Here is a 13,351-nt window from a genome sequence, read left to right as displayed (position 1 = left end):
AGGGCAAAAATGCAAACTGTCTGAAACTCTTATGTTTTCGTGCTGGTAGCAAACATTTTTCTATTGTTAAAACGTTGCACAACAAAAAACTCATCCCGAAGGATGAGTTTTTACGAATAACTTATACAAAAATCTAATTTAGAATTTGTATTCTAAACCGCCGCCGATAGCGAATACATCTGCATCACCGCGTGCAACAACTTCTTCAGAAGTATTGTTGGCGTAGTCTCTGACTACTAGGAGACCATTTTCTAAATCTGCAGAGTTTTTACCGATGTAAGCATGTGCAATCATATTGTCTTTGAATTTATACTTACCGCCCAATACGATTTGGTCTGAATCATTGCCGCCTAGACCTGCTAAGTTCTCAGTCTTATCATACTGTAGATAAACAGAAGCTGGACGTGAGAAGTTGGTTAGACCCATTTCAGCACTGACGACCAAGCCTTTCTCTTCATCGTTTGAGTCATCAAAATCTACTTGTTGGTATAGCGCGCCTAGCTTCACTGGATAAGCCACGTATTTACCTAGGTCGACACTAGCACTACCGCGTAGAATCTCACCTGTAACACTCATATCTTTATCATACCCAACGCCTGCGGTAAAACCAGTGCCCGGATCGAACATCAACGAAGCACCGAAGCCACTATCGCGATCACTACTATCAGAAACAAAAGACTCATCAGCGCCGTACTGTAATGCAAGCTCTACTGGTAAATCGTTATATTTTGGCGCAATCCACACGATTGAGTTATTGATACGCTCACCATCAGTCAAGGTAAGTGCTTCAGTTAGTGTATTGCTACTACCTAAAGAGCTCGAACCAATGTTATCCCAATACCCTTCATTTACAGTCACGTTGTTAACATAATCAGAAACTGAGTAGTTACGACCGAATCGAAATTGGCCAAAGTTTTTATTCTTTAGACCCAGATAAGTGTCTCGGCTTTTGAAACCAATATTGTCACTGCCACTGTCATCGATTTTGATACCGTACTCTAATTGATAGATGACGTCTGTATTAGCAGTTATTGTCTCAGATCCTTTGAATCCTAAACGTGAAGAGTGTGAGCTAACTTGTACCGAGCTATTGTCTTCGTTGACATTGATAGCATCGTTTGGCAAATCCATCGACTGGCGATCAAGCTCAGCATTTACATAGTTAGCAGTCACGAATGCCTTACCATAGACAGTTGGGGCTGCTTGAACAGTAGAAACTGATAGCATTGCAATTGCTGAAGCTAAAAGTAATTTTTTCAAAGGATATCTCCACTTTACGATTTGAGTGATAAATGGTCTAAGATCGTTAGATATATAATGGTAAGGTCCTATACCTTCGAAACCATGATATACAGCGAGCCATAAGAACTGCTTAGACATAACTTTACCAAGCAAATATTACAGTAAGATGAAAAAACCAAAGTTTACATAACTGTTATCATTCTTTATCGCACAAAAAAACTCATCCCGAAGGATGAGTCTTTTTATGTAATCTGCTTAAGTGTGATACTAGAATAAGTATTCTAGACCGCCACCCAATGCGAATACGTCAAGATCAGTATTAGTATTCTTGTCTTCAGCAGAGTTGTTACCGATATAAGCATGAGCAATCATGTTGTCTTTAAAGTTATATTTGCCACCTACAACCACTTGATCTGAATCACGGTTGTCAAAACCAGCTAGGTTTTTAGTACCATTATACTGTACATATACAGATGCTGGACGAGCAAAATTGTTTAGACCCATTTCAGCGCTTACGATTAGACCTTTTTCGTCTTCAGTACCGTTATCTGCACCATCGAAATCAGCTACTTGATACATAGCACCTAGCATAACTGGGGCAGCCATGTATTTACCTAGATCAACAGTAGCACTACCACGTAGAAGGTCACCATCTTGGCTCATGTCTTTTTCGTAAGCAACACCAGCAGTGAAGCCAGTACCTTGGTCAAACATTAAAGAAGCACCATAACCACTGTCACGGTCATCACTGTCAGAAACAAATGATTCGTCAGCACCATACTGTAGAGCAAGCTCTAAAGGTAAGCCGTTGTATTTAGGTGCAATCCATACGATAGAATCATTAACACGGCCGCCATCAGCCATAGTTACAGCGTCAAGTACGTCGCCATCCATATCAAGGTTACTAACACCTAGGTTATCCCAGTAGCCTTCAGTAACAGTAACGTTGTTGATGTAGTCAGTTACTGAGTAGTTACGACCAAAACGGAACTGACCGAAGTCTTTGTTGTTTAGGCCAAGGTAAGTATCACGGCTTTTGAAACCAATGTTGTCATCATTACCGTCGATAGCAATGCCATACTCTAACTGATAGATAACATCAGTGTTAGCAGTCATCGCTTCAGAACCTTTGAAACCAAGGCGTGAAATGTTTGAGTTGATTTGTACTGAATCGCTATCTACGTCGAACTGATCATCAGTACCGTCACGCTCAGCATTTACATAGTCAGCAGTAACGAAAGCTTTACCATAAACGGTAGGTGCTGCGTTGGCTGCAGATACAGATAGGGCTGCGATTGCTGTAGCTAAAAGTAGTTTTTTCATGGGGTATCTCCACTTTACAATTGTAGTAATGAGCAAGCTATTATTAGCTGGCGCCCATAATGGTATCGTCACAAATCCTCAAAGATATAATGTGTAACTGGCTACCGAGATTAGTCAGAAACAAGTGTGGCGAATTTCTATTACAGTAAGGTAAAAAACCATGACACACATGACTGGGATTAAACAACGCAACTGCCATGTAACGTTTGGTCTTTATTGCTCCGTGCGTAACATCCGTTACCAAACTCATACTTCGAATACAAGCATAACAACTTTGACATAATTTGCAACATATTTTTTTGCTTTTTCGATACACGCGTTATCGAATAACAGATGATTTCTTATATTTGAACGATTGTGAAAAAACTTCTATTTACTCAATTAGATACGAATAATATTGGTTAATACCGTTACTAATAGTCTTAAACGCACGTAATAGATACTAAGTAATATGCCAAAAAAGAGCGCTATTTATTGATCACAAATAGCGCTCATAAAATAGTTTATGACTTATACTTGACACATTCAGCAGTTACAAATGAGCAAGAATGACTGGCATACTTGCCCATCAAGTATGCTCAAATGCTTGTCATATTTAGTCTGTTGTTCTAAGCGTTTGCTTTAAGATCCAAACGTGCTTGATGCAACAATGGCTCAGTATAACCACTAGGCTGTGCGCGGCCTTTGAAGACTAAATCACAGGCTGCTTTGAACGCGTAAGAGCTATCAAAGCTATCTGCCATCGATTGATAGTCATCATCGCCTGCATTCTGCTCATCGACGACCTTGGCCATACGTTTCATCGTATCCATCACTTGCTGCTCACTAACCACGCCATGATGCAACCAGTTAGCAATATGTTGGCTTGAGATACGCAAAGTAGCACGATCTTCCATGAGACCTACATCGTTGATATCAGGTACCTTGGAGCAACCAACGCCTTGATTTACCCAGCGTACGACATAACCCAAGATACCTTGAGCATTGTTTTCAAGCTCCTGCTGCTTTTCTTCGTCAGTCCAGTCGGTATTTTTTGCTAATGGAATGGTCAAGATGTCATCCAAGCTAGCACGCTCGCGTGATTTTAGCGTATCTTGTACATCAGCTACGCTCACTTGATGATAGTGTATGCTATGCAAGGTAGCGCCCGTTGGTGATGGTACCCATGCAGTGCTAGCGCCAGATTTAGGATGAGCAGCCTTAGTATCCATCATCTCTTTCATTTCATCAGGCTTAGCCCACATACCCTTACCTATTTGCGCATGACCTTGTAGGCCTGTCTCTAGACCGATATCGACGTTCCACTGCTCGTAAGCAGGCTGCCATGCTTGCGACTTCATCTCGCCTTTTGGTACAAATGGACCTGCATTCATGCTGGTATGCATCTCATCACCAGTACGGTCTAAGAAACCCGTGTTAATGAATATAACGCGCTCTTTGGCTTGGCGGATTGCTTCTTTTAAGTTGACCGTCATACGGCGCTCTTCATCCATGATACCGATTTTGAGCGTATTGCGTTCTAGACCTAACAGATCCTCTGATGCATTAAATAAGTCATTGGCCATTTTAACTTCTTCAGGGCCATGCATTTTTGGCTTCACGATATACATTGAGCCTTGACGTGAGTTTGATAGCTCGTTTTTACCTTTAATATCATTAAGTGATAATAGTGGTGTGATTAGGCCATCCATTAAGCCTTCAAATATTTGCTCTTGACCCTCGCCCAAATCGACTAAGATGGCAGGGTTCTGCATTAAGTGACCGACGTTACGAATTAACAATAGCGAACGACCTGGTAAGATCAGCTTGCCACCATCTGGCGTGTTATATTCACGATCTGGGTTTTGCTTACGTGTACGGGTTTTACCGCCTTTTTCAAAGGTTTCTTGTAGGTCGCTATTCATCAAGCCAAGCCAGTTACGATAGACTTCGACTTTTTCTTCTGCATCTACAGCAGCAACTGAGTCTTCACAATCCTGAATGGCTGTCATGGCTGACTCAAGCAGTACGTCCTTGATGTTTGCTGGATCGTCTTTACCCACTGGATGGTTGCTATCGATTTGAATCTCAGCATGCAAGCCGTTGTTCTTTAACAGTACACCTGTAGGAGCCTCAGCGTCACCGACAAAACCGACAAACTTAGCCGTATCTTTTAGCTCGGTACTGCTATCACCTTGTACAACTTCTAGCTTGCCATCGACTACTTTAAAGCCAGTCACATCATTGTAAGAACCTGATGCTAGTGTGAAGTGCTCATCTAAGAACGCTTTGGCGTAAGCGACAACAGCAGCACCGCGGGTAGGATTATAGCTACCACCCGCTTCTTGACCATTTTCACTACTGATAACATCGGTGCCATATAAAGCATCGTATAAGCTACCCCAACGTGCATTGGTCGCGTTAAGCGCATAACGAGCATTACGAACTGGTACGACTAGCTGTGGCCCTGCGATGTGCGCGATTTCGTCATCGACGTTTTTGGTATCAACTGTAAATGCTTCGCCTTCAGGTAGCAAATAACCAATCTCTTGCAAGAATGTCTTATAAGCTGGATAGTCGATTTCGCCATCTTTTGCAGGATTATCTAGGTGCCACTGGTCAATCCGTGCTTGAATCTTGTCACGAGTTTCCAATAGCGCTTTATTGCGCGGGGTAAATTCTTTAATAACCTTTTCGAAACCTGACCAATAATCGTCTGAATCCACACCGACTTTCGGTAATACTTCGTTTTCAATAAAGTCATATAACTGCTGATCGATGGCAAGACTGCCTTTTTGAATACGATTGGTGTTAGAAGACTGGCTCATATTGTTATCCTTATCTGTTCGTGAGGGGTACTAATACTGAGTTGTGACAGTAACTGTTTAAGATTTTTTAATCTTGTGAGGTTTTAAACGTTCATATCTCATTCGTTGTGGAATCTTTGATTCTCTAATTTTTCTGAGAAGATATATCTACAAATTTGATGTTCTAGTAAAACGCAATCTATTGATATTAGACTTACTCTTTACTAATAGTGAATCATAAAAGTAAGACGAAATGCTTAAATAGCAAAATATCATCCTACTATCAAATAATAAAATTAACAAGGAAACACCATTTACTAAGTAAATACTTAGGCTGTTTAATAATGATAATGTATAAGTGGCCTACTCTAGGAGCTATAATCATCATCTAGGAATTAGATGCAGCAAAATTAATATAAACAGTAAGTAATCATTGACACCTTTAATTATGCTTAACCGTTATCTATTAATAAACACCTATTGATGACTGTCAGTTATTTAACATCGTATCTAGGTCAGACTAACGATATAATTACTCGTATCACCATTCATAAATAAAGCTTCCTTAGACTATGACTATCAATCAACAAGACCTCGCAACATTCCAATCAACAGCAAATACTATAGATAACGATAGTATCGAAAAAAAATCTGTCGAAGAAAATATTTCTCAAACTGTAAATAATAGTGCCGAAACAGATCTAATCGAAGAAGAGCTGTCTGAAAAAGAGCTGCCTGAAGAAGATAGCATCGATATTACGCATCTGCGCACTCCTATAAAGGTAGACCTATCTCCTGTTTATAACTTTTTAGGTGCTCGAACCACGCAATCTTGGGTAGATGCCGCGATTGAAAACCTACCTATGATTATTCAAGACCACGCTAACTGCGAAAAAAAGGCCGCTGGTACTGCGATGAATTTAATATTTCGTTATGAGTTCTCTTATGACTTGCAACGTAAACTCGCGCAGCTGATACGTGAAGAGATGCTGCACTACGAGCAAGTACTAGGTATCATGAATGAGCGCGGCCAAGAGTGGAAATATCTGAGTGCTGGACGCTACGCCAAAGGTATGTTAAAGCACAAACGCACTTACGAGCCAGCAGCGATGGTTGATGTATTAATAATCGGGGCGTTTATTGAGGCGCGCTCTTGTGAGCGTTTTGCAGCGTTGGCCGAGGTCATCGATGATGAACGCTTAGCGAAGTATTATCGTTATCTACTCAAGTCAGAGAGTCGTCATTTCGAAGATTATCTTGCGCTTGCTCAAACATTGTCAGATGAGAATATAGACGAGCGAGTCGCTTTCTTTAAAGAAGTAGAGGCTGAATTAATAAGTAGCCCAGATGCTGAGCTACGTTTTCATAGTGGTACACCTGCTTAAAACCCACGCCTTACCTAAACCTACTACCTATATAATGTAGAAAGTAAAAATATAGTAAGCAAAAAAGGCACTGTGTTTGATACGAGTTATATACTCTTACCAAACACAGTGCCTTTCTGTTTATGTACAAATGCCTATTTATGTACAAATACTAATAGCTACCGATATAGTTAATTCTTACTTTTTATCTTCCATGAGTGGACTGTCATACTGTTTGTTACTCTTAGCGACATTATGCGGATCATGATCTTCCGTAGCTTTTTCTGCTGCGGCTGGATTTGCTTTCTGTAATGCATCATCAGGGACAATACCATTATTATCATCTGCATCTTTTAAGTTATAATCGCTATTGACGCTTTCATTATGTGAGTTATTCATTGGTACTCCCTACTATAATAATTACTTATCTAATCCAAGAAACGCTATATATCTTTCGAGATTTAAACCTATCTAATCTTTTTCATCAGGATTTAAAATACGGGTTTGTGCATTATCAATATTGGCATAACGATTTAAATCATTAATACCCTCACTCTTTGGTGCTGCACTACCGACAGTATCTTCATTGATATTGTCATCAAATGCGGTACTACCTTCTTGATCACGACGATCTGGTTGGCGCGCTGGATTGTCATTATCATTTACGTGTTCTGAGTCGACAACAGACTCATCAAAAGTATCGGTCCCTTTGTTCTCAGTAGTATTTCTTTCAATTGCACTATGATCATCAGATCCTAGTACCTTTGTCTTGTCTATTGCTGAGTCTTTGGCTTGCATTATCATATCCTCTTTTTATATTTATAATTTTGTCGATTTGGTTAGCACACTGTTAGCTATACTCCTTTACTCATTACCTTTTTGGCTCAAGTCGTAGGCACTTAGTTCTGCTGCGTTCTTGCCACCAGCTGGAAGATTCTCTTCTTTACGTGGATCAGCATAAACTTCGTCAGTCTCTTGTGAGTCTTGCTCAGGGCCATCGATTTCAGGCTTGTGCTTGCGCCCTGCATAGCTATCTTTAGGGTTTTCTAACTCATTAGCAGCAGGGTCATCCACGATTACTTTTTCTTCTGTGTCTGTTGCTTCTGTTCCTATAGGTTCTTGCATAGTCATGGCGTATCCCTCGCTTTATTATTTATTATTGTCGTATATTAGGTCGGTGATTAATATTAGAAATTACTTATCAGTACGTAAGTCATCATCGATAAAAGGTGTTTGCTCTTCTTCACTTAATGATTCAGGGGCGTCGACTTTTTTATTCTCTGCTAAGTTCTTCTCAACTTCCTGACCATTTACCTGTTCTGCAGCTTGCTTGATATCTGAATTGTCATCGTTAGTAGTACTCATGGTTTATTTCCTATTCTTATGATTTTATTAAATTGTTTTGAAACATTAAATAGATATACATTTTGAACTTATACCAACGCCCAAATGAGTAACCAATACTTATCAAGTAGCGTCAGAATTGATATTAATTATAGGTATGACCTTGGGTAATGCACCAGTGTACTGCCGTATCAATATGTGAATAATTGTGAGGTTGCAAGTCAGTTTGTAACTTTTGCAATTGGTGAGCGCAAAAAAACCAAGCACCGGTATTTACCAGTGCTTGGTTAGATAGATAATTGAATAGCTGATTATCGCCTAAAGGTGCTTTTACGGATTAGCTAGATTCCTCGACACGATTAATTGTTTTTAGTAAATGCTCTTGTGCGACATGTGGCTCCTCGCCTGCTGCTGGCTGTAGCTGCTGCCAAACGCCAGTGCCATCAAGTGTCCACGCTTGCGTATTATCCTGTAAGTAGTTAATTAAGCCATCTTGATAAATCTGCTTAAACAGCTTTTTATTCTCAATCGGGAATGCCACTTCTACGCGATGGAACAGGTTACGATCCATCCAGTCTGCACTACCGCAGTATAAGCGCTCATCGCCGTCATTATAGAAATAATAAACACGCGTATGCTCCAAAAATCGGCCGATAACAGAACGCACAGTGATATTTTCGGAGAGTCCTTTTACTTGTGGACGTAGACAACACATAGACCGTAAAATCAGCTCAATCTTAACGCCTGCCTGCGAGGCATCGTATAACTTATCAATGAGACGGCGCTCAGTGAGCGCATTGGCCTTGATGATAATATGAGTACGTTTGCCCGCTTTGGCATGAGCGATTTCATCATCGATAAAGCTCATCAATTTTTCATGCAAAGTAAACGGTGCATGTAATAGTTTTTTGAGGTTGGCAGGCTTACCCATGCCGGTTAACTCTTGGAATATTTTGTGAACATCTTCTGAGATATCAGGATCAGCGCTAAACAGACCATAGTCCGTATAGACCTTGGCATTGGCTGCGTGATAGTTACCAGTGCCCAAATGGACATAACGGCGGATTCGGTCGTCCTCGCGGCGTACGATTAGCATGAGCTTGGCATGGGTCTTATAACCGACGATACCGTAGACCACGACCGCGCCTGCTTCTTGTAGATAGTTGGCAACTGCGATATTAGACGCTTCATCAAAACGCGCACGCAGCTCGATAACAGCCGTAACTTCTTTGCCATTACGAGCGGCGGCTGCAAGTGCTTTGACGATTTCTGAATTGGTGCCTGAACGATATAGCGTTTGCTTAATCGCCAATACTTTGGGATCACTGGCCGCTTGCCAAAGTAAATTAATAATCGGAGAAAAGGCATGAAAAGGATGATGAACCAACACATCACTTTTACGCATGGCAGCGAACATACTGGTCGATTTATCTGACTTATCCATTTCTCGGCGGAATGCCTTTGGCACGACATGAGTAAATGGCTGATAGCGTAGCGCAGGAATATTAAAGTCAAACAGCAAGCGCGTTAGGTTGACTGGGCCATTGACACGGTATAACTGATTGTCATGCAGCTCAAACTCATTGAGCAGATACTCACTGATGTGCGTTGGACAATCGGTGGTGACCTCAAGGCGCACCTTATCACCAAAGCGGCGGTTTTCAAGCTCGCCTTCTAGTGCTTTGGCAATGTCTTCGACATCATCGGCCAAATCTAAATCGGCATTACGTGTTAGCCTAAATTGATGACAGCCTGTCACACTCATTCCAGGGAATAGCTCACCGATATGCTCATGAATAATAGCGGATAGCATCACATGATGCTCTTTGCCACCAGTTAGCTCATCTGGCAGACGAATCACACGCGGCAGACTGCGCGGCGCAGGTACAATCGCCAAGTTGATGTCACGTCCAAAGGCGTCTTTACCTTCCAACGTGGCAATAAAGTTTAAGCTTTTATTTACAAGACGCGGGAATGGATGCGCTGGATCAATGCTAATCGGTGTCAATACGGGTACGACTTGCTCCGTAAAATAGCGCTTCATCCATGCAGACTGCTCAGCGTTTAGCTCATCACGTTTGAGATAGCGGATATCTTCGAGCGCGAGCGCTGGCAAGATATCCTCATTGAGAATACGGTACTGCTCACTGATTGCAGCATGAGTGATAATAGATATCTCGTTTAACACTTCGCTAGGACGCATGCCATGAGCACTGGTCGATACATCACCGATGTTGAGCTTTTGCATGATGCCAGCGACACGAATTTCAAAAAACTCATCGAGATTGGATGAAAAAATAATCAAGAAAAATAAGCGCTCAAGCAATGGGTGACGCGAACTAGATGCCTGCGCCAATACCCGCAGATGAAACTGTAGTAAAGACAAATCACGATTGATATAACTGCTAGGTGAATAGCTACCATCTGCTGAGCGTTGCCATTCGATTTCTGCTAAATTATTTTGGATATTATCTACACTAACGTCTTTATCAATATTGTCATTAGCGCCATCTTCAACATTATTAACGTCAATCATATCGTTAACATTACTGCTGCCCTGATTACTAGTCATCTCTACCACGTCACTACTCCTTTTGCGTTATCGATACGCCATCATCTTTTATAGTTCTGTCTTTATTAGGGTATATCCTAGCCTACAACATCCGATCCTATAATCTAGCCCAGCCCTAAGGATTTATATTTATGAAGAGGCTTGCGGTAATACGGCATTTTTCATGCGTTTTTTGATAATACGTTGCTTGTTACGTAAACGCTTATCGCCTTGATTGTCTTCGTAGTACTTTGGATTGGTAAGCATCGCAATCAGAAGTGCTGACTCATCTCGGTTTAGATTGGCCGCAGACTTATCGAAATAATGATGCGCTGCCGCGTCTATACCATAGATACCATTACCAAACTCCGCCACATTTAGGTAAGCGGTCATGATGCGCTGCTTGTCCCATAGCGTCTCAATCATCACAGTGATGACAGCCTCTTCCGCTTTACGCACATAAGAGCGATGCGAGGTGAGGAACAAGTTCTTTGCCAATTGCTGAGTAATCGTTGAGCCACCAGCAGACATTTTGCCTGTCTCTTCATTTTTCTTTTGCGCCGCTTTGATACCTTTAAAATCAAAACCACTGTGCTGACTAAACGTTGAGTCTTCACTTACAATCGCTGCTTGTTTGGCAGATTTGGCAATTGCATCATATTCAGCCCATGTTTGAGTGACCGTGCCGCCCGTTAGGCGATGCGTCAACATAAACATACTGTTGTTAATTGGCTGTGTTTTCCAAATTAATAGTAGTCCAACGACCAATATGTGGAATGCGACAACCAATAGCATAATTGCCAATAACAGACGTTTGATAAATGTGCCAAAACTTGTCATGCGCGATGTCCGAGTGGTTAAAAAAGTAATAAGATAAGATAGATACTCTATTAATGACTATGAAACATCAACTAAGAATCAATGATTGTAAACGGGCTATTTATAGCCAATCATTAACTGTTGAGCATTCGTCATTAATAATGATCAATAGCAGGTCATCTTACCTAATCTCACAATCGCTGTCATTATTTACCCCACTTCTTTATGATGTAATGACCGTTAAAGTATTTTACATTTTAAATAAGCGCGTGCTGAGCATCAGCGCTTTGCAATCAGTATGAAGATAAGAGATTAACCATGTACGATGATAATATAGAAGTATTACGAGCGCGTGTTATTGCAGCAAGTCCAAGCCTCAACATCGCTGAAAATAACAATCAATGGTGGCTACTCGGCACCTCGGGCTGCCATTTATGTGACATCGCTGAGCAAATAATCACTCAGTTTCAAGCCGTACAACCAATTAGTTACCAACATGTCGATATTGCAGACTTTGATGAGGCGCTGATGATGGAATTTGCCACAGCTATTCCTGTGATTTTGACGCCATCCAAACGATTGAACTATCCGTTTTCGGTGATGGATTTGCAACAGCTGCTCGCTTAATAGCATTAGACCTATAATAAAGACGCCCAATTACGATGATAAAGTGGTGAGAAATCATGAAAGATTTAAAACCTGTCTTAAAGAAAATAACAGAGATTGAAGATCTGCGCCGTGTCGCTGAGCGCAAAGTACCGCGTATGTTTTATGACTATGTCGATTCAGGCTCATGGACTGAGACCACGTATCGTAGTAATGAAACTGACTTTGACCGTATCAAACTGCGCCAGCGAGTATTGGTCGATATGGACAATCGCAGTCTAGCAACACAAATGATTGGTGAGTCCGTCAATATGCCCGTCGCCATCGCTCCAACTGGGTTCACTGGTATGATGTGGGCAGATGGCGAGATTCATGCCGCACGTGCCGCTGAAAAATTTGGCGTGCCTTTCTCCCTCTCGACCATGAGCATCTGCTCTATCGAAGATATCGCCACTCATACCAGCAAACCGTTTTGGTTCCAATTATATGTCATGCGCGATCAAGACTATATGGCCAATTTGATTCAACGGGCCAAAGATGCCAATTGTTCAGCACTGATATTAACTGCCGACTTGCAGGTCATGGGTCAGCGTCATAAAGACATCAAAAACGGCTTGTCTGCACCGCCTAAACCGACACTTACCAACATCATCAATCTAATGACCAAGCCGCAGTGGTGTATGAATATGCTAGGCACCAAACGTCGTAGCTTTGGCAATATCGTCGGTCATGCCAAAGGCGTTGAAGACTTGTCATCATTGAGCTCATGGACAGAAGAGCAGTTTGATCCACGTTTGAGCTGGGATGATGTGGCGCGTATCAAAGATATGTGGGGTGGCAAACTCATCATCAAAGGCATCATGGAACCTGAAGATGCCATTATGGCGGCCCGTAGCGGTGCTGATGCACTGGTCGTCTCTAATCATGGTGGTCGTCAATTAGATGGCGCACTGTCTTCTATTTCTGCGCTGTCTGACATCGTACAAGCTATCCATGCTGAGGATAGCGATATCGAGGTATGGTTAGACAGTGGCATTCGCTCTGGTCAAGATGTGCTAAAAGCCATCTCACTGGGTGCAAAAGGCACGATGATTGGTCGCGCTTTTCTCTATGGATTGGGCGCTTATGGTGAAGATGGTGTACGCCGCGCGCTCGAAATCATCTATAAAGAGTGTGATATCTCAATGGCATTCTGCGGTCATACTGATATCAATAAAGTTACGGACGATATCTTGGTAAAAGGTACTTATGAGAATCTTAAAGTTGGTCATTTTTAGAGCTATCAATTTTTAAGAGTTATCCGCTTTAAAGAACTA

12 protein-coding genes are annotated in these 13,351 nt (G+C 41.6%); 3 read left to right on the top strand and 9 right to left on the bottom strand.

Features of this window, described 5'->3' with window-relative positions; all coding sequences use genetic code 11:
- Window positions 1–138 precede the first annotated feature (138 nt).
- From Q0788_RS07965 to Q0788_RS07955, 3 genes are all read right to left on the bottom strand, one after another.
- Window positions 139–1,260: a porin gene (locus Q0788_RS07965; protein ID WP_298809388.1), complete on the bottom strand. Its 1,122-nt coding sequence runs from the start codon at window positions 1,258–1,260 to the stop codon at window positions 139–141.
- A 249-nt stretch (window positions 1,261–1,509) separates the two neighbouring features.
- A complete protein-coding gene (locus Q0788_RS07960) occupies window positions 1,510–2,565 on the bottom strand; it encodes a porin (protein ID WP_298809386.1) in 1,056 nt (351 codons plus the stop codon).
- A gap of 608 nt (window positions 2,566–3,173) precedes the next feature.
- Entirely contained in the window at window positions 3,174–5,372 is a 2,199-nt protein-coding gene (locus tag Q0788_RS07955) for a malate synthase G (RefSeq protein WP_298809384.1), read from the bottom strand.
- 551 nt (window positions 5,373–5,923) lie between these two features.
- Between Q0788_RS07955 and Q0788_RS07950 the strand changes: the two genes are divergently transcribed.
- Window positions 5,924–6,736 (top strand): tRNA-(ms[2]io[6]A)-hydroxylase, encoded by an 813-nt coding sequence (locus Q0788_RS07950; RefSeq protein WP_298809383.1) that lies wholly within the window; start codon window positions 5,924–5,926, stop codon window positions 6,734–6,736.
- A gap of 177 nt (window positions 6,737–6,913) precedes the next feature.
- Here Q0788_RS07950 and Q0788_RS07945 read toward each other — a convergent pair whose 3' ends face one another.
- From Q0788_RS07945 to mtgA, 6 genes are all read right to left on the bottom strand, one after another.
- Entirely contained in the window at window positions 6,914–7,114 is a 201-nt protein-coding gene (locus Q0788_RS07945) for a hypothetical protein (protein ID WP_298809382.1), read from the bottom strand.
- 72 nt (window positions 7,115–7,186) lie between these two features.
- Window positions 7,187–7,513 carry a hypothetical protein gene (locus Q0788_RS07940; RefSeq protein WP_102092250.1) on the bottom strand — a complete coding sequence of 109 codons (327 nt, stop codon included), beginning with the start codon at window positions 7,511–7,513 and terminating at the stop codon, window positions 7,187–7,189.
- A gap of 66 nt (window positions 7,514–7,579) precedes the next feature.
- Window positions 7,580–7,846, bottom strand: a complete 267-nt coding sequence (locus Q0788_RS07935; RefSeq protein ID WP_298809378.1) for a hypothetical protein — start codon at window positions 7,844–7,846, stop codon at window positions 7,580–7,582.
- Window positions 7,847–7,909: 63 nt separating this feature from the next.
- A complete protein-coding gene (locus Q0788_RS07930; protein WP_185156594.1) occupies window positions 7,910–8,080 on the bottom strand; it encodes a hypothetical protein in 171 nt (56 codons plus the stop codon).
- Window positions 8,081–8,396: 316 nt separating this feature from the next.
- On the bottom strand, window positions 8,397–10,631 hold the full coding sequence (ppk1, locus tag Q0788_RS07925; protein ID WP_298809596.1) for a polyphosphate kinase 1: 2,235 nt from the start codon (window positions 10,629–10,631) through the stop codon (window positions 8,397–8,399).
- Between the two features lie 129 nt (window positions 10,632–10,760).
- Window positions 10,761–11,450, bottom strand: a complete 690-nt coding sequence (gene mtgA / locus Q0788_RS07920) for a monofunctional biosynthetic peptidoglycan transglycosylase (RefSeq protein WP_101205165.1) — start codon at window positions 11,448–11,450, stop codon at window positions 10,761–10,763.
- Between the two features lie 297 nt (window positions 11,451–11,747).
- On the opposite strand from mtgA, the gene Q0788_RS07915 reads away from it, so the two are divergent.
- Together Q0788_RS07915 and Q0788_RS07910 are read left to right on the top strand one after the other, a co-directional pair.
- Entirely contained in the window at window positions 11,748–12,056 is a 309-nt protein-coding gene (locus tag Q0788_RS07915; protein WP_298809372.1) for a glutaredoxin family protein, read from the top strand.
- Between the two features lie 56 nt (window positions 12,057–12,112).
- Window positions 12,113–13,312 (top strand): alpha-hydroxy acid oxidase, encoded by a 1,200-nt coding sequence (locus Q0788_RS07910; protein WP_298809369.1) that lies wholly within the window; start codon window positions 12,113–12,115, stop codon window positions 13,310–13,312.
- Window positions 13,313–13,351: the final 39 nt, after the last annotated feature.

Source organism: uncultured Psychrobacter sp., assembly GCF_947500265.1.
In the GTDB taxonomy this organism is placed as follows: Bacteria; Pseudomonadota; Gammaproteobacteria; order Pseudomonadales; family Moraxellaceae; genus Psychrobacter.
Note: the sequence above shows the minus strand (reverse complement) of the source record. Positions and strands in the feature narration are given on the sequence as shown.

Excerpts from the sequence above, each read along its gene's own strand:
- Q0788_RS07960 (WP_298809386.1), bottom strand. The coding sequence starts at position 2,565 with ATGAAAAAACTACTTTTAGCTACAGCAATCGCAGCCCTATCTGTATCT.
- Q0788_RS07955 (WP_298809384.1), bottom strand. The coding sequence starts at position 5,372 with ATGAGCCAGTCTTCTAACACCAATCGTATTCAAAAAGGCAGTCTTGCC.
- Q0788_RS07950 (WP_298809383.1), top strand. The coding sequence starts at position 5,924 with ATGACTATCAATCAACAAGACCTCGCAACATTCCAATCAACAGCAAAT.
- Q0788_RS07945 (WP_298809382.1), bottom strand. The coding sequence starts at position 7,114 with ATGAATAACTCACATAATGAAAGCGTCAATAGCGATTATAACTTAAAA.
- Q0788_RS07940 (WP_102092250.1), bottom strand. The coding sequence starts at position 7,513 with ATGCAAGCCAAAGACTCAGCAATAGACAAGACAAAGGTACTAGGATCT.
- Q0788_RS07935 (WP_298809378.1), bottom strand. The coding sequence starts at position 7,846 with ATGACTATGCAAGAACCTATAGGAACAGAAGCAACAGACACAGAAGAA.
- Q0788_RS07930 (WP_185156594.1), bottom strand. The coding sequence starts at position 8,080 with ATGAGTACTACTAACGATGACAATTCAGATATCAAGCAAGCTGCAGAA.
- ppk1 (WP_298809596.1), bottom strand. The coding sequence starts at position 10,631 with ATGACTAGTAATCAGGGCAGCAGTAATGTTAACGATATGATTGACGTT.
- mtgA (WP_101205165.1), bottom strand. The coding sequence starts at position 11,450 with ATGACAAGTTTTGGCACATTTATCAAACGTCTGTTATTGGCAATTATG.
- Q0788_RS07915 (WP_298809372.1), top strand. The coding sequence starts at position 11,748 with ATGTACGATGATAATATAGAAGTATTACGAGCGCGTGTTATTGCAGCA.
- Q0788_RS07910 (WP_298809369.1), top strand. The coding sequence starts at position 12,113 with ATGAAAGATTTAAAACCTGTCTTAAAGAAAATAACAGAGATTGAAGAT.